The sequence below is a fragment of the Streptomyces sp. NPDC059224 genome (genome assembly GCF_042754285.1).
GTDB lineage: Bacteria > Actinomycetota > Actinomycetes > Streptomycetales > Streptomycetaceae > Streptomyces.
Map to the genome: position 1 here is coordinate 215,777 of NZ_JBHZAN010000011.1, position 19,042 is coordinate 234,818.

Annotated in this window: 19 protein-coding genes; 10 read left to right on the forward strand and 9 right to left on the reverse strand. The window is 71.0% G+C overall.

Annotation, left to right across the window (positions count from 1 at the left end):
* Window positions 1-6: 6 nt before the first annotated feature.
* Complete coding sequence (locus tag ACFXI4_RS14275) at window positions 7-957, reverse strand: fumarylacetoacetate hydrolase family protein (RefSeq protein ID WP_384990295.1); 951 nt, start codon at window positions 955-957, stop codon at window positions 7-9.
* 28 nt (window positions 958-985) lie between these two features.
* Entirely contained in the window at window positions 986-2,131 is a 1,146-nt protein-coding gene (locus ACFXI4_RS14280) for a VOC family protein (RefSeq protein ID WP_384990297.1), read from the reverse strand.
* Window positions 2,132-2,265: 134 nt separating this feature from the next.
* On the opposite strand from ACFXI4_RS14280, the gene ACFXI4_RS14285 reads away from it, so the two are divergent.
* Together ACFXI4_RS14285 and ACFXI4_RS14290 are read left to right on the forward strand one after the other, a co-directional pair.
* Window positions 2,266-2,901: a TetR/AcrR family transcriptional regulator gene (locus ACFXI4_RS14285; RefSeq protein ID WP_384990299.1), complete on the forward strand. Its 636-nt coding sequence runs from the start codon at window positions 2,266-2,268 to the stop codon at window positions 2,899-2,901.
* Window positions 2,902-3,095: 194 nt separating this feature from the next.
* Window positions 3,096-3,809, forward strand: coding sequence for a VOC family protein (locus tag ACFXI4_RS14290; RefSeq protein ID WP_384990301.1), 714 nt, complete (start codon window positions 3,096-3,098; stop codon window positions 3,807-3,809).
* A 202-nt stretch (window positions 3,810-4,011) separates the two neighbouring features.
* Here ACFXI4_RS14290 and ACFXI4_RS14295 read toward each other — a convergent pair whose 3' ends face one another.
* Window positions 4,012-4,656 carry a TetR/AcrR family transcriptional regulator gene (locus tag ACFXI4_RS14295; RefSeq protein ID WP_384990303.1) on the reverse strand — a complete coding sequence of 215 codons (645 nt, stop codon included), beginning with the start codon at window positions 4,654-4,656 and terminating at the stop codon, window positions 4,012-4,014.
* Between the two features lie 77 nt (window positions 4,657-4,733).
* Here ACFXI4_RS14295 and ACFXI4_RS14300 point away from each other — a divergent pair, with 77 nt between their 5' ends.
* A complete protein-coding gene (locus ACFXI4_RS14300) occupies window positions 4,734-5,696 on the forward strand; it encodes a zinc-binding dehydrogenase (protein ID WP_384990304.1) in 963 nt (320 codons plus the stop codon).
* A gap of 60 nt (window positions 5,697-5,756) precedes the next feature.
* Here ACFXI4_RS14300 and ACFXI4_RS14305 read toward each other — a convergent pair whose 3' ends face one another.
* Together ACFXI4_RS14305 and ACFXI4_RS14310 are read right to left on the reverse strand one after the other, a co-directional pair.
* Window positions 5,757-6,647 (reverse strand): NAD(P)-dependent oxidoreductase, encoded by an 891-nt coding sequence (locus tag ACFXI4_RS14305; RefSeq protein WP_384990306.1) that lies wholly within the window; start codon window positions 6,645-6,647, stop codon window positions 5,757-5,759.
* Between the two features lie 65 nt (window positions 6,648-6,712).
* Window positions 6,713-7,636 carry an SDR family NAD(P)-dependent oxidoreductase gene (locus ACFXI4_RS14310; protein ID WP_384990308.1) on the reverse strand — a complete coding sequence of 308 codons (924 nt, stop codon included), beginning with the start codon at window positions 7,634-7,636 and terminating at the stop codon, window positions 6,713-6,715.
* A 131-nt stretch (window positions 7,637-7,767) separates the two neighbouring features.
* Between ACFXI4_RS14310 and ACFXI4_RS14315 the strand changes: the two genes are divergently transcribed.
* Window positions 7,768-8,631 carry a helix-turn-helix transcriptional regulator gene (locus ACFXI4_RS14315; RefSeq protein ID WP_362726586.1) on the forward strand — a complete coding sequence of 288 codons (864 nt, stop codon included), beginning with the start codon at window positions 7,768-7,770 and terminating at the stop codon, window positions 8,629-8,631.
* 493 nt (window positions 8,632-9,124) lie between these two features.
* Window positions 9,125-9,598, forward strand: coding sequence for an ArsI/CadI family heavy metal resistance metalloenzyme (locus ACFXI4_RS14320; RefSeq protein ID WP_384990310.1), 474 nt, complete (start codon window positions 9,125-9,127; stop codon window positions 9,596-9,598).
* A 315-nt stretch (window positions 9,599-9,913) separates the two neighbouring features.
* Here ACFXI4_RS14320 and ACFXI4_RS14325 read toward each other — a convergent pair whose 3' ends face one another.
* Both ACFXI4_RS14325 and ACFXI4_RS14330 read right to left on the reverse strand, forming a co-directional pair.
* Window positions 9,914-10,996 carry a glycoside hydrolase family 25 protein gene (locus ACFXI4_RS14325; protein WP_384990311.1) on the reverse strand — a complete coding sequence of 361 codons (1,083 nt, stop codon included), beginning with the start codon at window positions 10,994-10,996 and terminating at the stop codon, window positions 9,914-9,916.
* The gene (locus tag ACFXI4_RS14330; RefSeq protein ID WP_384990312.1) at window positions 10,996-11,136 is read right to left on the reverse strand and encodes a hypothetical protein; all 141 of its coding nucleotides are present in this window, start codon (window positions 11,134-11,136) and stop codon (window positions 10,996-10,998) included. The genes ACFXI4_RS14325 and ACFXI4_RS14330 overlap by 1 nt, the downstream gene beginning before the upstream one ends.
* A 300-nt stretch (window positions 11,137-11,436) precedes the next feature.
* Here ACFXI4_RS14330 and ACFXI4_RS14335 point away from each other — a divergent pair, with 300 nt between their 5' ends.
* From ACFXI4_RS14335 to ACFXI4_RS14355, 5 genes are all read left to right on the forward strand, one after another.
* On the forward strand, window positions 11,437-12,102 hold the full coding sequence (locus ACFXI4_RS14335) for a hypothetical protein (protein WP_362726575.1): 666 nt from the start codon (window positions 11,437-11,439) through the stop codon (window positions 12,100-12,102).
* Between the two features lie 206 nt (window positions 12,103-12,308).
* Complete coding sequence (locus ACFXI4_RS14340; protein ID WP_384990314.1) at window positions 12,309-13,517, forward strand: phosphatidylserine/phosphatidylglycerophosphate/cardiolipin synthase family protein; 1,209 nt, start codon at window positions 12,309-12,311, stop codon at window positions 13,515-13,517.
* Between the two features lie 175 nt (window positions 13,518-13,692).
* Window positions 13,693-15,351 (forward strand): PP2C family protein-serine/threonine phosphatase, encoded by a 1,659-nt coding sequence (locus tag ACFXI4_RS14345; RefSeq protein WP_384990315.1) that lies wholly within the window; start codon window positions 13,693-13,695, stop codon window positions 15,349-15,351.
* The gene (locus tag ACFXI4_RS14350; protein ID WP_384990316.1) at window positions 15,348-16,451 is read left to right on the forward strand and encodes a B12-binding domain-containing protein; all 1,104 of its coding nucleotides are present in this window, start codon (window positions 15,348-15,350) and stop codon (window positions 16,449-16,451) included. Before ACFXI4_RS14345 ends, ACFXI4_RS14350 begins: the two co-directional genes overlap by 4 nt.
* Window positions 16,448-16,867, forward strand: coding sequence for an STAS domain-containing protein (locus ACFXI4_RS14355; protein WP_384990318.1), 420 nt, complete (start codon window positions 16,448-16,450; stop codon window positions 16,865-16,867). The genes ACFXI4_RS14350 and ACFXI4_RS14355 overlap by 4 nt, the downstream gene beginning before the upstream one ends.
* 102 nt (window positions 16,868-16,969) lie before the next feature.
* Here the strand turns inward: ACFXI4_RS14355 and ACFXI4_RS14360 are convergent, their stop codons facing one another.
* Complete coding sequence (locus ACFXI4_RS14360) at window positions 16,970-18,700, reverse strand: ricin-type beta-trefoil lectin domain protein (protein ID WP_384990320.1); 1,731 nt, start codon at window positions 18,698-18,700, stop codon at window positions 16,970-16,972.
* Between the two features lie 106 nt (window positions 18,701-18,806).
* A partial coding sequence (locus ACFXI4_RS14365; protein ID WP_384990321.1) for an RICIN domain-containing protein occupies window positions 18,807-19,042 on the reverse strand: 236 nt, incomplete at its 5' end.

Below are 19,042 nucleotides of genomic sequence, written 5' to 3' on the forward strand. Positions count from 1 at the left end.
TGCGGCTCACCTCGGGTCCTGCTCGGCGTCCGCGACGGGCGTGCGCTGCTCACCGAGGTCGATCCGACCGTCCGGGGTCGAGATCGTCGCCGTCATCACGTCACCGTTGTGCAGGTAGTGCGGGTTGCGGGCCTGGCTCTTGAAGAACGCCTTCCACCTGACGGCGGGCGGCAGCAGCGAACCGATCTTCTCCACCGCTCTGGGCGGGGCCTTGAGGGCGGTGCCGCCGGGCGTGCCGGTCAGCAGCAGGTCGCCGGGGTCCAGGGCCTGGAACCGGGCCAGCAGGGTCAGTGCCTGTGCCGGCCGGACGATCATGTCGGCGAGGGTGCGGTCCTGACGCGGCTCACCGTTGACGCTCAGCTTCAGCCGCAGATCGAGGAGACGGTCGAACTCCTCAGGCTCCAGCAGGGCGAGGTAGGGGCCGGTCGGCGTGAAGGTCGGGTAGGACTTGCTCTCGTAGAACTGCGTCTTGGTGAGCTGTACGTCGCGTGCGCTGATGTCGTTGGTGATCACCAGACCGGCCACGTACGACGGCAGGTCACGCTCCTCGACGACGGTGCCCACGCGCAGGGGCGCGCCGACGACGAGGCCTAGTTCGACCTCGTAGTCGAGGAACTTCACGTGCGAGGGGCGGACGACGTCCTCGGCGGGTCCGCCGACCGAGCCGGACGCCTTGCGGAAGAAGGCGGGCGGGACGTCGCCGGTGAAGCCCGAATCGCGCGCGTGACTACGGTAGTTGACCATCTGGGCGACCACCCGGCAGGGGGTGGTGACCGGCGAGAGGGCGACCAGGCCGTCGACGGGAGTGCCGACGTCGTCCGAGAGCGCCGCCTCGCGTACGGCGCTACGGTCGGCGATCAGTTCGGCGGTGGTGGCGGCCTTGGTGTCGACGGGGACGGCGCTGTCGCCGCGGACGACCCACCAGCCGTCGGCGGTGCGCAGGACGTTGGTGCTCATGTCGGTGCCTTTGTGAGGGTTCGGTGGTTCAGGAGTTGGCTGCCTTGAGCAGACCCAGGAGGCGCGTGAGGTCCATCTCGTTGTCGCCGCGCAGGGCCTCGATCACGTCACGGATCCGCTGCGGGGAGGGGCCCGCCCCCAGGAAGTCACGGGTGGCGGGAGGCCCCCACTGGGCGAGTCCGCTCGTGGACATGGGTGCCCAGCCTGGTTCGACGTCGCAGGAGAACAGGTCACCGTCGGCGAAGTGCTCCAGCATGAGGCGGTCGGGGTCACGCCAGTAGTCGAAGAGCTGGCTGCCCTGGATGTGCCGGCCGATGCCCCAGCTGCGCCGGTAGCCGCGCTCGGCCAGGTACTCCCCGCCGGCGGCGATCGAGTCCAGGTCGGTCACCTGGTAGGCGGAGTGGACATAACCCGTCCCCGGCCCCAGGTGCATGGCGAGGGTGTGGTGATCGGCCGGCACGCTGCCCCGGTCACAGCGGATGAACGCCATCGTCGGACCCCGGTCGCGCCGGCCGTCCAGGAACAGGAAGTCGGACACGATCATCCCGAGGGTGTCCAGGTACCAGTCCAGGGCGCGGGCGAACAGTCGGGTCTCCAGCACCACATGGCCCAGGCGCTGGATTCGCGACGGCTCGCGCGGTGGGCGCTGCGTGGCGTTCGTACGGCGGTGATCCGTACCGGAGTTGAGCAGCAGCGGACGCTGCTCAGGCAGCGCGGAGAGTGCCCGGTCGCAGTCGACGACCCGCACCGGGAAGCCCGACGGGTCGAGCAGGTCGACCGCTGCGCCGCCGCCGGGCACGTCCGTGTCCCGCACGCAGGTGCCGGTGGCGCGGGCCAGCCGGTCGAGGTCGGCCCGCTCAGGCGCGTGAAACGCCGGGCCGATGAAGCGGGACGTGCGCCCGCGCCGGATCACCATGCAGGGCGAGCCGGCGAAGGTGCCGCGCAGCCACAGCTCGCGGTCGGTGCGCGCGGCGATCTGGAAGCCGAAGTCCCGGGCGAAGACCTCGGCGCGGTCCAGGTCCGGCTTCTCGAATTCCAGCCAGGCCAGGTCCACGACCTTGATCAGGGGATTCCGGGACCGGCCGGGGTGCTCACCGCGCAGGGCGCCCCGCTCGCTGTGGAGATCCTGGTGGGCCGTCTTGACGTCAGCCCTGTGGACGCGGGTTTCCGACATGGTGCCCTCCGAGCGACGTCGCCTTGGTGAGGAAATCATCAACTGTGACAGTTCCCTCGTCAAGCAGTTCTCCGCACGAGGTGATGGATTCGTCAGGTCTGTGGGGGTCATCGCGCTGTCGTTAGACTCTGCGCATGTCTACGTCAGCTCCGCCCGGCAACCGATTCGAGCGACGCCGCGCCGAGACCCGACGAGCGCTCGTCCGGGCGGCCCGGCAGATCCTCGCGGAGACGGGGGACACCAGCGCCAGCATCCAGGCGATCGCCGAGCGCGCCGACGTCGGCTTCGGCTCCTTCTACAACCATTTCGAGTCCAAGACGGAGCTGTTCGAAGCGGCCGTGGTGGACGCTCTGGAGGAGTTCGGCCAGAACTTCGACGAGCGCCTGAGGGGAATCGACGACCCGGCCGAGCTGGTCGCGGCGGGATTCCGGCTCAGTGCGCGCCTGACCGTGTCCCACCCGGAGCTGATGCAGATCGTGCGCCGCCGCGGCCTCGGCCACATCCACTCGGACAACGGCCTGGCCTTCCGCGCGATGCGCGACCTCCAGCGCGGCATGTCCTGCGGCCGCTTCACCGCCGTCGACCCGGCCGTCGCGCTGTCGGCGCTGGGCGGAACGCTGCTGTCCCTGGTGGAGCTGAGGTTCGCCCGCCCCGACCTGGACGGCGACGAGGCCGCGGTGAGTTTCGCCGAGCTGGTCCTGCGCATGCTGGGCGTCCCGGCGGACGACGCCCACGAGGTGGCCCGGCGCCCGCTTCCCGACCTCGACTGACCGAAGGACGCCCGCCGGCAGGTGCCCGGCGCCGCCCGCGTGTACGTGGTCACCGGTCACCCGTTCACAGCGGCCGCAAATAGGCCGCAACGCAGCACTTCCGTGCAGCGGAGATGTACCTATCCTCGTCCCAGGGCTTTGACGTGGCGCCCTGCCGGCAGTTGTCGCTCGACGGACCGAGGAAGCGTGACGCAATGACCAGCCGACTCGACGCACTCTCCTTCGAAGCGCACCAGCCGGACCGTCTCGCGCACTTCTGGTCCGGTGTCCTGGACCTGGCGCCGGCCGGCGATTCCTCCTACGGCGTCACCCTGATGTCCGGGAACGACGCCGGATACCGTCTGCGGTTCCGGCCGACCCGGACGCGGAAGGTCGGCCGGAACCGGCTGCACTTCGACCTGACCAGTTCCTCACTGGAGGACCAGCGGGAGACCGTGGCACGCGCGCTCGGCCTCGGCGCGCGACACGTCGACGTCGGCCAGGGACCGGACGCCCCGCATGTGGTGCTCGCCGACCCCGAGGGCAACGAGTTCTGTGTCAGCGAACCCGGCAACGGTTTCCTCGCCGGCTGTGGTTTCATCGGGGCGCTCGCCTGCGACGGTTCGCGGGCCGTGGGCTACTTCTGGAAAGAGGCGCTGGGCTGGCCGCTGGTCTGGGACCAGGACGAGGAGACCGCCGTCCAGTCACCGAACGGCGGTACGAAGATCACGTGGGGCGGTCCGCCGTTCATGCCGGACCCCGGCAAGGACCTGCACTTCGACCTCGCGCCTGACGGTGATCACCAGGCGGAGACCGAGCGCCTGCTCTCCCTCGGAGCCAAGCGTCTCGGTCCCGCCCGCGCCGAGGACGGCGCGGTCCTGCTCGCCGACCCCGACGGCCACGCGTTCCGCGTGCTCACAGGACAGTGAAGCCCGACCTGCCGGAGCCACGGCCGGCGGTTGCCGCGGCGCGGGCCGGCAGCTGCGGTGACGGTCGCCCGCCGCGCGTCACTCGAGATCCACGTCCGACGTGCGGCGCACGCCGGACGGTCCGCCGCGGCCATGATGCCGGCCCCGACCCCGCGGCCACGCCGCGCGGACGCGGGCTTTCCACGTCCACCTGCGTGGCGGCTCACGACGTGCCGGGCGAGTGCGCGAGCTGCAGGCGTGGCGCCGGCGGCAGGGGCGCGGGCGCTTCCGTCCCGGGCGCGGCACGGAACGCCTCGATCACGTAGGCGGCAAAGCGACGGGAGGCCGTGACGCGGGCGGCAGGCGGCGCCTCCTGGACGCCCCGGTGGGCCATGAGCATGAGGATCAGGTCGTCGACGACGAAGCCGGCACGGAGCCGGCCGGTCTCCTGGGCGCGACGGGCCAGTTCGGCGACCGCGCGCAGCGTCCGGTCCCGGTCGGCGGCGAAATCCAGCGCCTCGGGGAAGGCCGCCATGAAGGAGTCGGCGAACCCCCGGCTGTGCGCGTGGAGTTCGCAGATGCGGTCGACCAGGCTCCGGAATCCGCGCCACGGGTCCGTGTCCGTGAGGGCGTCGCGGACGGCGGCGTGGCAGGCTCGCCGCTGCTCGGCGAAGGTCTCCGCGATCAGTTCCCGCTTGGCCGGGAAGTGCCGGTACAGCGTGGCGGGGCCGACACCTGCCTGCCGGGCGACCTCGCGCATGGGCGCGCCGAGGCCTTCCTCGCCGAACACCGCGCGGGCCGCGTCCAGGATGCGGGCCCGGTTGTCGCGGGCGTCGGAGCGCAGCGTGTGAGGCAAACCGTCGGTCATGGTTTCTCACTTTAGCCAACCGGACGGGGGCGTCCGTTACGGTCCGACGGCGGTGTCCACCGACGTGAGGAGCAGAGATGAAAGCCGTCGTCATCAGGACGTTCGGAAGCCCCGACGGGCTGGAGGTCGTCGACCTCCCCGTGCCCGCCCCTGCCGCGGGGCAGGTGCGGATCGCCACCGAAGCGATCGGCGTGGGCGGTGTGGACGCCGTGATCCGGCGCGGAACACTCGCCGCATACGGCTTCCGGGAGGGACACCTGCTCGGCAGTGAGGTGGCGGGAACCGTCACCGCGGTGGGAGAGGGCGTGGACGCCTCGTGGAAGGGGCGCCGGGTGTGGGCGTTCACCGGTCTGTCCGGCGGGTACGCCGAGCAGGCCGTCGCCTCGGTCGAGGACGTCCTAGCGCTGCCCGGCGGCCTGACCGGCGCCGACGCGGTGGCTCTCGGCGGCTCCGGCGTGGTCGCCCACTTCGCCCTGGAGCGAGCCCGCTTCGCGCCCGGCGAGACGCTGCTCGTGCGCGGTGCGGCGGGCAGCATCGGGATCACGGCGGTCCAGCTCGCGGCCGGTGGCGGTGCCGGCGCGGTCGCCGTCACCACCTCGTCGTGGGAGCGTGGTGCCCGCCTGCGGGATCTGGGCGCGACCCATGTCCTCGACCGCTCCGGCGAGGGCGGCCCGGACGCGCCGTCGGGCTTCGACGTGGTGATCGATGTCGTGGGCGGTCCCCGGCTTCCCCTGTTCCTGGACAGTTTGAACTCCAACGGGCGGTACGTGGCTGTCGGGGTGGTCGGCGGGCAGCCGCCCGCGGACTTCGGTACGCGGCTGACGGACGCCTTCCGCAAGTCGCTGTCGTTCGCCACCTTCAGCTCCGACACCGTGCCCCGCCCCGAACGGCAGGCCGTGCGGTCGTCCCAGTTCGCCGATGCCGCGCGCGGGGCCCTGCGCACGGTCGTGCACGCGATGATGCCGCTGGACGAGGCGGTGCTTGCCCACCGCGAGATGGACGCGGGCACCGTCTTCGGCCGGGTCGTCCTGGTGCCCTGAGCCGGGCCGCCCGGCAGCGGCCTCCTCGCCGAGCCCTCCCCCTGCCCGTCACGGTGCCGATCAGGCCGCGGGCCGTGCCGCATCCCCCACGCGCGCACCGGTCTGCCGGGCACGGGCGATCATGCGGGCGGTACCGACCAGTCCGGCGGCGCCGGCCAGACCGTGCCGGAGCACCTCGGAGGGGTCACCTCCGCCGCCGGCGCGCACGGCGTCGGCGAAGTGGTGCATGTCCTTCTCCATCAGCAGGTGCACGTGTTCGGCCAGCTCCGGGGTGAGGTCGCGGCCGAGGGAGCGCAGCGCGGCGCTGCCACCGCTGCTGGCGTTGATCACGTCGATCAGCGCGGGGAGGTCCAGGCCGGCCTGCGCCGCCAGACCGAGGACGTCCTCGGCGTTCTTCATGTTGGTGATGGTCAGCGCGTTGTTGAACAGCTTGGCGAGCTGACCTCCGCCGACCGGCCCCATCAGCGTGACGGTGTCACTGAACGTGTCGAACACGGGGCGCGCCATTTCGAAGGCGTCCTCGGATCCCCCGGCGAAGGTGGTCAGGGTGCGGGCACGGGCGCCGGGGCTGCCGCCGCTGACGGGTGCGTCGAGGTAGACGCCTCCGGCCTGGGCCACGTGCTCGCCGAGTCGGACCGCCTCGGCGGGGTCGCCGGTACCGTGGTTGACGATGATCGTTCCGGGGGTGATGGCGGCCAGCAGCCCGTGCCCGTCCAGCACATCCCAGACGTCCGCGTCGTCGCGCAGGCACAGTCCGATCAGCTCGGTGGACGCCCCCAGCTCCGCCACGGTGCCGTGCACGGTGTGCGGCACCCTCTCCACCGCCGAGAGCGATGCCTGGCGCCGCGCCCACACGTGCAGCGCGAAGCCTCGCTCGCCGATCGCTTCCGCCATGGGCCCGCCCTGGTCACCGAGACCGATGAATCCGACCCTGCTGATCGTCGTCGTCATTGCGATGTTCTTTCCTTTGATCATGATGGTTCGGGTGAAGGCGGGAGAGCCGCGCCCCTGGCCCTTCAGCGGACGATCTCGCTCGCCACCTGCCACAGGCGCTCGGCGTTCGCCGGGTCCAGTGCGTAGGGGGCCACGCCGGGGACGCCCGGTCCGGTGGGCCGGGCCGGGACGAGCGGGGCCTCGTTCACGTCCTCGAAGTAGCGGCCGCCGACGCCTTCGACCAGTGGGGATGCGGCGAGGAACACGGTGGTCGCGGCGCCCTGCTCCACGGTCTTGCGGTACGGCTCGGGGGTGCGCAGGCCTCCGGTGTGGCGCTGCAGGTTGGTGGCGATGGCACCGGGGTGCAGCGCGTTTGCCGTGATGCCGTCGCCGGACCAGCGGCGCTGCGCCTCGACGGCGAGGAGGATCTCGGCGGTCTTGGACTGGCCGTAGGCGGCGAGCGGGTCGTAGGGGCGGAAGCGGAAGTCGATGTCGTCGAAGACCACGGGCGAGTAGAGATGACCGGCGGAGGAGACCGAGACCAGGCGTGCCCCGTCGCCGTCGGCGAGAGCGCGGTGCAGGCCGAGAGCCAGGGCGAAGTGCCCCAGGTAGTTGGTCGCGAACTGCTGCTCGTGCCCGGCGGTGCCCCGCTCCAGTTCCGGGGGCATCATGATGCCGGCGTTGTTGATCAGGATGTGCAGCGGGCCCTGCCAGGCGGCGGTGAACGCCCGCACCGATTCCAGGTCGGCCACGTCCAGGCGGGCGACATGGATCTCCTCGTTCCCGGTGGTCTTGCGCAGATCGGCCGCGGCCTGCTCGCCCGCTGCCGGGCGGCGGACGGCGAGAGTGACCTCGGCCCCGTGGGCCGCCAGGGCGCGGGCGGTCTCGACGCCGATGCCCGAGTTGGCTCCCGTGACGATCGCCCGCCTGCCGGACAGGTCGACTCCTTCGATCACCTCCGAGGCGGTGCTGGTGCGGTGGAACGGGGTGGTGAGCATTTTCGACATATGACGCATTCCTCTGGTCGTCGCAGTGCTCCGCCAGAGTGCGCCGAGCACGGTGGACCGCACCAGGGCGGGACGGGACTGGGACTGGCAGGGCCACCCACCAGCCCGGAACACGTCCGTACGCTGGAAACATGACAGCCGCCGGAGACGCGAACGCCCTGGGCCGGTATCTGCGCGCCCGCAGGGAACTGGTCCAGCCCGACGACGCCCGGGACACGGCCAACCGGCGCGTCCCCGGCCTGCGGCGCGAGGAGGTCGCCTTCCTCGCCGGGATCAGCTCCGACTACTACAACCGCCTGGAGCAGGGCCGCGACCGGAACCCCTCGGAGCAGGTCCTGCGCAGCATCGCCCGCGCCCTGCGACTGGACGAGGAGGCGACGGCGTACCTGCTGCAGATCGCCACCCGCAAGAGCCCGCGCCGCAGACGGCCCCGCAGGCCGGAGAAGGCCGGCGACGGCATCCGCACGCTCATCGACTCGTGGCCGCTGACCCCGGCGTACGTCCACGGCAAGTACATGGACGTCCTGGCCGCCAACAGCCTCGCGATCGCCCTCTCGCCGTTCAACGCGCCGGGACACAACGGCATCCTGGCCGCGTTCCTGGAACCGGAGATGCGGGAACTCCACGAGGACTGGGAGGACATGACCGCCCGGGTCGTCCCCTACCTGCGCTCGGTCGCCGGCGCGGACGTCGAGGACCCGCGCCTGGTCGAGATCGTCGGCGAACTCTCCCTGCGCAGCGAACGGTTCCGTGCCCTCTGGGCAAGGCAGGACGTCAAGCACAAGACCACCGGCGTCAGCCTGCTCCGTCACCCCCAGGCCGGCCCTTTGGAACTGCACTACGAAAAGCTGCTGCTCCCGGGCACCGACGGGCAGACCCTGATCACCTACCACGCGCAGCCCGGCAGCGCCACCGAAGAGCGGCTGCGCCTGCTCGCCAGCATGAACGCCTCCGGCCAGGCCACGGCGCGTGTCCCACGGCGTCAGTCAGCCTGACCGGCACTCCCCTCACCTGGACGATCCGGGGGTCATCTCCCTGCCGCCGGCCCACCACCAGGGAATCGAAGCTCGAAGGCAGCGCGGCCCTCGTCGGTGCCGAGTCCGTGGGTGGTCAGGACTTCGCCCGGCACGCTCGTGATGTGCAGGCCGGGCGGGATGTTCATGGTCCGGCCGTGGGAGCGGTCCCGTCGGCCGGGCCGCGGATGCGTTTCTCGATCCCGTCGCGGGCCGCCGTACGGCGTCGACGCCCTGTCCGGCCGGATCCTGGAGTCCCAGTCGAGGTAGCGCCAGCCGCTCGAGGGTGGCGGGCAGCGCCCAGCAGGAGGCCCAGGTGCCCCGTCGCTCGCAGTCGATCAGACCGGCCGCTGTTCTCGTCCTTCTGTCCGAGAACCACAAGCCCCGGCTTCGACATACGTCTATGTTGACAATCTTCTATCCAGGACGCAAGCTCGCATTGACAGACATCAATGCAAGCCGATGGGAGCCCGCCATGTCCCGCGCTCAGCTCGCCCTGCGTGTCAGCGACCTGGAGGCGTCGATCACCTTCTACTCGAAGCTGTTCGGCACCGAACCGGCCAAGCGTCGTGAGGGATACGCCAACTTCGCCATCACCGAGCCCCCGCTCAAGCTCGTCCTGATCGAGGGCGGCCCCGGCGAGGAGACCCGGCTCGACCACCTCGGCGTCGAGGTCGATTCCACCGACCAGGTCGGCGCCGCCACCACTCGGCTCACGGAGGCCGGCCTCGCCACCTTCGAGGAGAACGACACGTCCTGCTGCTACGCCCTCCAGGACAAGGTGTGGGTGCACGGCCCCGGCAAGGAGCCGTGGGAGGTCTACGTGGTCAAGGCCGACGCGGACACCCTCGGCAGGAGCGCCGGCCCGGCCGCGACGGGCGACGGCTGCTGCACCGGCCAGGACGCGGAGGAGACCGCGCCCACAGCCGGCGGATGTGCCTGCGGATAGCGAGCCGGACGGCCTGACCGGCCGGCCCCGGTCCGCCCGAGGGCTTCGCCCACCGGATACGCGGCGGCCGACTGCCCCCGGTCCCGTGGCTTGCCGGTGCCAGAACGCCTCTTCCGTGGCTTCGGGCCGGAAGCGGGCCGGTGCCCATGGCCCTCTCCGCGGATGAGGGGGTGGGGATCCACGGCCTGCACCATGGTCCCGAGGTGGCTCCCCGGGACCTTTGGGCCCACCCCCCTTGACCGCGGACCTCGAAGGTTCTCCGACCGGTCTCGCTCCACCGGCCAGACCGACAGGCACCCCTGACAACGCCCCTTGTCAGGTCGTCGGCCAAAAGAGCGCGGTGAGGACCGCGGACTGCACCGTGACCGGGGTGCCACCGTTGTTGAAGAGACGGACACGCATGCCGCGGCCGGCCGCCAGGTGCTTGGTGAGCGGGGTGACATGGAAGGTGTCGCCGCGGGTGCCGACGGCCTCGTCGATCGGGTGGTCGGCGATGTGCCGCTCACCCTCGTACTCGGACATGCGGACCTGGACGGTCTCGCCCACCGGGAGTCCGTTGATGCGCAGGCTGACCGAGCCGGTGAACCGGCAGGCGCCGCGCACGAACACGCTCCCGCCGGCGGCGTGCTCGTTCGCGGTGTCGTTCCACTCCGTGGTGAACTCGACCGAGTCCCAGGCGCCGGGCGCGAGTTCGTAGGGCTTGGCGATACCGAGGTTCACTTCGTCGGGCACGGGGTCCTCCTCGATGGTGCTCGCCGTCGTACCCGCGGCCCAGGCGCGCAGGGCGGCCTCGGAGCGGTAGGCGATGGATCGGTCCAGCGGGGTGCTGGTGAACTGCCACAGCAGCGGCGTCCGCCCGGCCGGCCGGGGCTGTGCGGCGGTCTCGGCGCGCGGGTAGTCGGCGGCGCCCCAGGGATAGGCCGGGTACCACAACGGCAGGCCGTCGGGGACGTGACCGGCGGCGAGGTCGTCACCCGAGGTGTAGATCCCCACCCGCTGCTCGGGGAAGGCGGCCCGCACGGCCGCGGTCCAGGTCGTCACCCAGGCCCGGATCTGCGCGGCGGAACGGCCCGCGTAGTTGCGCCGGTCGGGGTAGGCCTCCAGATCGAGCCAGTGCGTGTACAGCGGCTGTACGGCCGCGTAGGGCCGGGCGGCGCCGATGTAGTTCGCCGCCTCGGCCCGTGGATCCTGGTTGGGCCAGGCGAAGTGATAGGAGCCCGGGAGGAGTTGAGCGGCGACGATACCGGAGACGTGCCGCGCGAAGCGGCTGTCCTGGCTGTGCTCGCCCTCGCTGGCCTTGGCGAAACCGAAGGCCACGCCGTCCCGTCTGTGCGCTGCCCAGTCCTGCGGGACCTGATGCTCGGAGACATCGATGCCGCGGCACGTGGACAGAGTCATCACACACCGCCTTCCGTCGCGCGGACGGCCTCGGACGGGACGGCGTCCGCTGCGGCCGCCCAGGCGCACCGGACGTGGTGACGGAGGGCGTCGCGGCCGGGCCGCGGGGCGCGGAGGCAGATGGTTCGGGGCTTGGGCATGGTCGACTCCCTGTGCTCAGCCGTGGATTGACCACGCTTACACCCTCTCGGCGGGAACACGCGGATAAGAGCATATTTGTGCCGCGATTGGATCTTGCGTTTCGGAGACCGCCCTGAAGTGGTCAGACCGTTGTCGAGTACGGCCGGTCGCGAGTCCAGCACCCGGTCACCAGGTGGCGGTAGGACCACCCCCCGTCCGGTGTTCAGGCCCAGCGACGAGCGTCGCCGAGAGCGACAAGGTGGATGTCGTCGGCAACGAGCCGACGGAGAACCCAGCAACGGACGCCCCGGGGGAGACCCATGAACGAAACCATCGCCAGGCGCCTGACAGGCCTCACGGGCATCGCCGCCGCGACCGCCTTCATCGTCGAAGTGCCCCTGTACTTCATCTACTCCGGCCCACCGCCGGACTCGAACGTCCTGGCCAGGCTGCTGATCGGAATCGTCGCACTGGCATTCCTGACCGTGTTCGTGACGGCCTTCCGCGAACTGGTCAAGCTCGTGAACCCCGGGTACGAGTGGGTCGGCACGATGGCCTTCGCCACCGGACTTGTCTACGCGACGATCACCCTGGTCTCCAGCGGTCTGGAAGCCGGCGCGGTCATCGCCGCCGACCACCCGATCGACCCGACCGTCACGGTCAGCGGCACCTACATCCTCTACGGGGCGATCGGCCGCCTCATGCTCGCGCTCTTCTTGATCACGTTGGGCTACGGCGTGTGCCGTACCGGCCTGCTGCCACGGTGGACAGGCCGCTCGGCCTACGTCCTGGCCACGGCCAACCTGGTCTTCGTACCGTCCCTGTTCTTCGGCAACGACCCCGCACACTTCTACGCGGCGAACGGCTGGGGCACCACGGCCCTGATGGGCGCGATCCTCAGCTACTGGCTGCTCGCCGTGGGCATCTCCAGCTACCGCAGTGCCGCACTGCGTGCACCCGCCGGCCTGCCGGCCCTGCATCACTGACGCCGCCCGCGCAGGAGACCGACGCGGTGCCCGGCCCCCGGACCGGGCACCGCAGCCCACCCGGTCGCGCCCACGGGTGCGCCCCCGGTGCGTTCGTCCCGGCAGATGGCTGGAGTAGGGCCGGGCCGAACGGGCATCCGCTTGTTCGGGCTCGCGCCGAGGCCCGTGACATTCTGTTTTCCGGCCCAGTGGGGGGATCTGCCGTGATGGTCGACGACGTACCGGTGCCTTCGGCTCAGGACACCGCGCCCGGCGACACCGCGGCGCGCAAGCAGCGCCTGCGCCGCCGCCTGGAGCGGCTGATCGGCGTGGCCGCCACCGAAGGCAACGAACTCGTACGCCTGCGCAACGGTGATGAGATCTTCCCCGCCATGCTCGGGGCGATCCGTGCGGCTCAGCACACCATCGACCTGATGACGTTCGTGTACTGGCGGGGTGACATAGCTCACGAATTCGCCGTCGCGCTGGCCGAACGCGCCCGCGCGGGGGTGCGCGTGCGCCTGCTGCTCGACGGTTTCGGCGCCAAGGAGATCGAGGGGCGGCTGCTCGACCTCATGAGCACGGCGGGCGTACAGGTGGCGTGGTTCCGCAAACCCGTGTGGCTGTCGCCGTTCAAGCAGAACCACCGCTGTCACCGCAAGGCCCTCATCGTCGACGAGCACACCGCCTTCACCGGCGGCGTCGGCATCGCGGAGGAATGGTGCGGCGACGCCCGCAACCCCTCCGAGTGGCGCGACACCCACGTCCAGGTGCGCGGCCCGGCCGTGGACGGTGTGGCGGCCGCGTTCGCGCAGAACTGGGCGGAGTGTCACGACCAGCTCTTCGACGACCGTGACCTCTTCGCGGAGCACCCGCAGACCGGTTCGTCGGTGGTGCAGGTCGTCCGCGGTTCCGCGAGTATCGGCTGGCAGGACATGCAGACCCTCATCCGGGTCATGCTCACCTCCGCCGAGGAACGCTTCCGGCTGGCCACCGCCTACTTCGCCCCGGACACCTACTTCATCGACCTGCTGTGCGAAACGGCGCGGCGCGGTGTGCGGGTCGAGATCCTGTTGCCCGGGCCGCACACCGACCAGCGTGCCTGTCAACTCGCCGGCCAGCAGCACTACACACGCCTCCTGCGGGCGGGAGTGCGCCTTCGTCAGTACCAGCCGACCATGATGCACGCCAAGATCATCACCGTGGACTCGGTGGCCTCCCTCATCGGATCCACCAACTTCAACCGAAGGTCCATGGACCATGACGAGGAGGTCATGCTCGCGGTCCTGGACGAGACGTTCACCACCGCGCTCGACCGCGACTACGACGCGGACGTGCTGCGCAGCGCGGAAGTCGACTTGACGCGATGGAGACGCCGGCCGGTGCTGCAACGCGCCAAGGAGGCCGCGGTCACCCCCTTCCGGCGCTTCCTGTGAGCCGCACCGCCGTGAATCCTGGCTGCCCGTCAGGCGGTGTCGGCGGAGGCAGGCGCGCCCGCAGGACGGGGAGGGGCCGCTTGTCAGGGAGCGCCACGGTGGAGGATGGTTGCTTTAGAGCAATGTTTCCGTCGAGTAAGTGAGGTGAGGGATTCGCGCAGCGGGTCCTCGATATTTGGCTTCCACCCAAGCGCAGACCGCCGAAGCAGCTCAGGACTTCCCCTGGGGAAGTGCCCCGTACCCCGTGCTGGTCGCCGACCCCCGTGGCACGCTCGTGCAGCGCAACGACGTCGCCTCCTCCCTCCTGCCCCGGGCCGAGCCGGGGGCACCTCTGGCCGACGTGGCCCCGCCGTGGCTCGCCGCGGCCCATCACGCGCTGTCCTCCCCGGGCCCGCGCACGGAGCCTGACCTCGCCGCCCCGCAGCCGCCGACCGGTGCGATCGACGGCCGTCACTTCGAGGCCCATCCCACTGTCCGTACCGACGGCACGGTGGCCTGGTGGCTGGTGGACGACACCGATCACCAGCTGGCCCGGGAGGCCCTGCGCGTGGAGCGGGAGCGCACGGCGTTCCTGGCGAAGGCGTCCAACACCCTGCTCTCCTCCCTCAATCTGGGGCGCTGCATGGACGTGACCGCCCAGTTGGCCGCCGAGAGCCTCGCGGACGCCGCACTGGCCATCGCGCCCTCGCGCGGCAGCCGACTGCCGGTGGTGACATGCCTGCGCGGCGGCACCCCCACCCAGACCCACGAGATGGTCGACCCCGACGAGGTGCCCGGTCTGGGCGAGGCACTGCGCGGGTTCCCGCCGGTCCCCTCCCGGTGGATCGACCCTGCCACGGCCCCGGCCTGGATGGTGCCCGAGGGATTCGGTGCGGTCGGCTCGATAGTGATCACGCCGCTGCCCGGCCACGGCGTGCCGGCCGGCGCTCTGGTGCTGCTGCGGAAGGCGAGGACCGCCGCCTTCACCGAGGAGGAGGAGGTCTTCGCCCGGCTCTTCGCCGCCCGCTCCGGCGCGGCGATGTCGGCGGCCCGCCTGTACGCCGAGCAGACGGCGATCACCGAGGTGCTGATGCAGGAACTCCTGCCGCCCGCCTTGCACCAGATCTCCGGGGTCGACTTCGCCGGCCGCTACCGCCCCTCCGCGGACGAGGAACGCATCGGCGGCGACTTCTACGACGTCCACCCCGCCGCCGTCGAGGGCGAGCCCTCCCTGGTGACGCTCGGGGACGTGTGCGGCAAGGGCCTGGAGGCCGCCGTCCTCACGGGCAAGATCCGCAATACGCTGCACGCGCTGCTGCCGCTGGCGGACGATCACCAGCGGATGCTGAACCTGCTGAACACCGCGCTGCTGAACTCCCAGCACACCCGGTTCGCGACCCTGGTGCTGGCCTCCGCGGCCCGCCGGGGCAGCGCGGTGGACGTGAAGGTGACCAGCGGCGGACACCCGGCTCCGCTGATCATCCGCAGGGACGGCACGGTGGAGGAGGTGGACACCCGCGGCACCCTGGTCGGCGCCGTACCCCACGTCCATGCCCGCACCGCCACGGTCGCTCTCGCCCCCGGTGAGTCCTGCGTGCTCTACACCGACGGGATCACCGAGGCGAAGGGGGGCCCGATGGGCGACACCCTGTTCGGCGAGGAGCGTCTCAAGCAGGCCCTGGCCGGATGCGCGGGCATGCCCTCGGAGGGCATCGCGGAGCACGTACAGATGCTGGCCGCGCAGTGGCTGGGCAACCGCCGTCACGACGACATGGCCGTCGTCGTCATCTCCGCCCCGCGCAGCCATCATCTGAGTGCGGTGAACGGGCACACCCGGGGCAGATTCACTGGATGAGGACCCGCACCGGCGCCCCGCCCCGTTCCCCCGACAACGCCCGTCTCAAGCTGCTCGCCGAGCAGCTGTGGAGCACCGTCTCCGCCCGGGACGAGTACTCCGCCACCGAGGTCGTCACCCGCGCCCTGGAGGAGGGCGTCGACGCGGAGAGCGTGCTGCTGGACGTCATCGCCGTCGTGCAGGGGCAGGTGGGCGAGGAGTGGGCGGCCAACCGGATCAGCGTCGCGCAGGAGCACGCCGCGACCGCCATCAACGAACGGGCCGTCGCCGCGCTCGCGGCGCATCCCGTCGCCCGCACCTCACCCTCCCGGGGCCGGATCACGGTGGCCTGCGTCGACGGGGAGTGGCACGCGCTGCCCGCCCGTCTGCTGGCGGAGGTCCTGAGGCTGCGCGGCTGGCAGGTCGACTACCTCGGCGCCCAGGTCCCCACCCCGCACCTCATCTCCCACCTGCACACCACGCGGGCCGACGCGGTCGCCCTGTCCAGCTCGATCGCCACCCGTCTGCCGGCCGCTCACGCGGCGATCACCGCCTGCCAGGCCATCGGTGTTCCGGTCCTGGTCGGCGGTGCCGCCTTCGGCTCCGACGGCCGGTACGCCCGCTTGCTGGGTGCCGACGCGTGGGCCCCCGACGCCCGCTCCGCCACCGACCGTCTCGCGCGCGGCCCGCTGCCGCGCCCGCAGTTCGACCACCAGCCGATGGACGACCTGCCGCACCTGGCCGACCAGGAGTACACGATGGTCGTCCGGAGCAGGGACACCCTGGTGCGGACCGTCTTCACCGCCCTGGAAGACGCGTTCCCCGCCATGCGCGCCTACGACGACACGCAGCGCGAACGCACCGCGGAGGACCTCGCGCACATCGTGGAGTTCCTCGCCACCGCCCTCTACCTGGGCGACGAGACCGTCTTCGGCTCGTTCCTCACCTGGACCGCCCGGATCCTCGTCGCCCGCGGAGTGCCCGCGCAGTCCCTGCCGCCGGCGCTCGCCCTGCTCGCCCGTGAGCTGAAGGACTTCCCGCGGGCCGTCCGCATCCTCGAACTGGGCACCGAAGCCCTCATCACGACCGATCACATCACCGCCGCCGGGAACCACGTATGACCACGATGCCGATGCCTTCCAACCACCTGCGCCTGACCACGGCCGGCGCTCAGGACGAAGTCCGCATAGAGATCGACGGAGACCTCGACTTCGACAATGCCGGGCTGCTCCAGGACGAAGCCACTCGCCTGCTCACCGGCCGCCCCGGCGTGAAGCACCTGAGGCTGCACTGCGCGGGGCTCGGTACCATCGACTCCACCGGCCTGTCCGTCCTGCTGATGATCCATCGCAGGACCACGGCCGCGGGGGTGGGACTGCACCTGGAGGACCGGCCCGCGAACCTGGAACGCCTCCTCGACATCACCGGCACGCTCGACCTCCTCACCGCGCCGCCTCCCACCGGTACTCCGCAGGCCTCCGCGTACGAGGAGAACGTGGCCACGGCGCGCCCCGCCGGACCGGAAAGCTCCCTCTGACGTCCGCCGCCGGGCCGCCGGGTGCGGACATCCGCCGGCGACCGAGGAAGGGGCCCCACCCGTTGAGGTGAAGCCCCCCGACTGACCTGGCCTCGGTTCCGCTCAGGCCAGGGCGAACTGCTGGGCGCCGGAGCCGTTGCAGTCCCATATCTGCAGCCGCGTGCCGTTCGCCGTGGCACCCGAGGGCGAGTCGACGCACCGGCCGGTGGCCGGGTTGGACATCGAGCCGTCGGCGTTGGCGACCCAGTTCTGGTAGCCGCCGCCGTTGCAGGTGGCCAACTGGAGCTTCGTGCCGTTCGCGTTGACGCCGCCGGCGATGTCCAGGCACTTGCCGAGGGTGCGCAGGGTCTGGCCGCTCCAGGTCCACTTCTGGTCGAGGGAGGTCGCCTGCTGGCAGTCCCAGAGCTGGACCGCGGTGCCGTCGCCACCGGTGTCGTCACCGGACACGTCCACGCACTTGCCACCGGGCCCGTAGACCGGGGTACCGATGGCGAACTGCTGGGCGCCGGAGCCGTTGCAGTCCCATATCTGCAGCCGGGTCCCGTTCGCGGTGCCACCCGAGGGCGAGTCGACGCACCGGCCGCTGGTCGGGTTCCGCAGTGAACCGTCGGTCTGCCGCACCCAGTTCTGGTAGCCGCCGCTGTTGCACGTGGCGAGCTGCAGCTTCGTACCGCCGGCGCTGTCGCCGCCCGCGATGTCCAGGCACTTGCCGAGGGTCTGCAGGGTCTGGCCGCTCCAGGTCCAGTGCTGGTCCCTGGCCGCCGACTGGCAGTCCCACAGCTGGACCGCGGTGCCGTCGCCACCGGTGTCGTCACCGGACACGTCCACGCACTTGCCACCCGGACCCGTGATCGTCTGGCCCGTCACCGACCCGCCGCCACCGCCTCCGGAACCGGGCCCCTTGTTGTACACGGCCACCGAGTCGACGACCAGCTTGCCGCCGGAGACCGTGGCCGCGTTCGGGCCGCCGCCGAAGGCGTCGGGGAACCCGCCCCCGATCGCCAGGTCGTAGATGATGAAGAACGGGTGGTCGATCGCGTCGGCCCAGGTCGTCGCGTCCACCTGGTTTGCGTTGACGCTGAAGAAGTTGTTCCCGTCGAGGTAGAACCGGATCTGCTCCGGCGCCACCGAACGGTCGATCTCCACCGCGTAGTCGTGGAAGCCGGTCTGGCAGCCCGCGCAGGCGCGCTCACCCGAACCGATACCGGTCGACTCGTTGCACGGCCCGCCCGGGTTCACGCCGCAGTGGATGGTGCTGAAGTCGGAGCTGCGGCCGTTGATGTCCTCCATGATGTCGATCTCGCCGGACTTCGGCCAGGTCACTCCGTCACGCAGTGGTGCGCCGAGCATCCAGAACGCCGGCCAGTAACCCGCGCCGTTGGAGGTGTTGAGGTTGGGCTGTTGCAGCACGGACTCGATGCGGACGACTCCGCCGGCCGGGGCGCCGAAGAACGCCGACTGGGTCTCCACGCGCCCCGAGGTCCATCCGCTGCGTGCGTCGGAACCGGAGTGCAGGGCCTGGAGGATCAGATGGCCCTGACCGTCGTAGTAGACGTTCGAGGTGCTGTTGGTCATGGTCTCGATCTCACCGGTGCCGAAACTGCTCCCCGGTCCGGTGTCGTACTTCCACAGGCTCTGGTCGATGCCGGTGCCGGACGCGCCGTTGAAGTCGTCGCTCCAGGTGAGCGAGAAGCCAGACGGCGTCGGGGGCACCGCCGCCTGCGCGTCGAGCGTCGCGGTGACGGTGGCCGCCACCGTCAGCGCGACGACCGGAACCAGACTGAGGGTTCTTCTCCATCTGCCGCGCAGCGGCCTTGGGACGTTCGATCGCATGTACCTGACCTCCGAGTGAGAGAGGGTGAGGACGGCGAACAGGGCCTGTGACAGCACGACGGGGCCGGCCCTGGTGCCGTGGGTCTACCGTGGGTTCTCCGTGGCCCTACCCGAACTGCCAGAGATGGTCCGCGGTGCCGTTGTCGTCGAACTGCACCACGTGCGCACTGTTCGCGGTCGACATCAGATCGACGCCCATGACCTTCCCGGAGTTCTTGTTACGGATGCGGTACCAGCCGTCACCGTCGTCCACCAACTGCCAGAGATGGTCCGCGGTGCCGTTGTCGTCGAACTGCACCACGTGCGCACTGTTCGCGGTCGACATCAGATCGACGCCGAGGA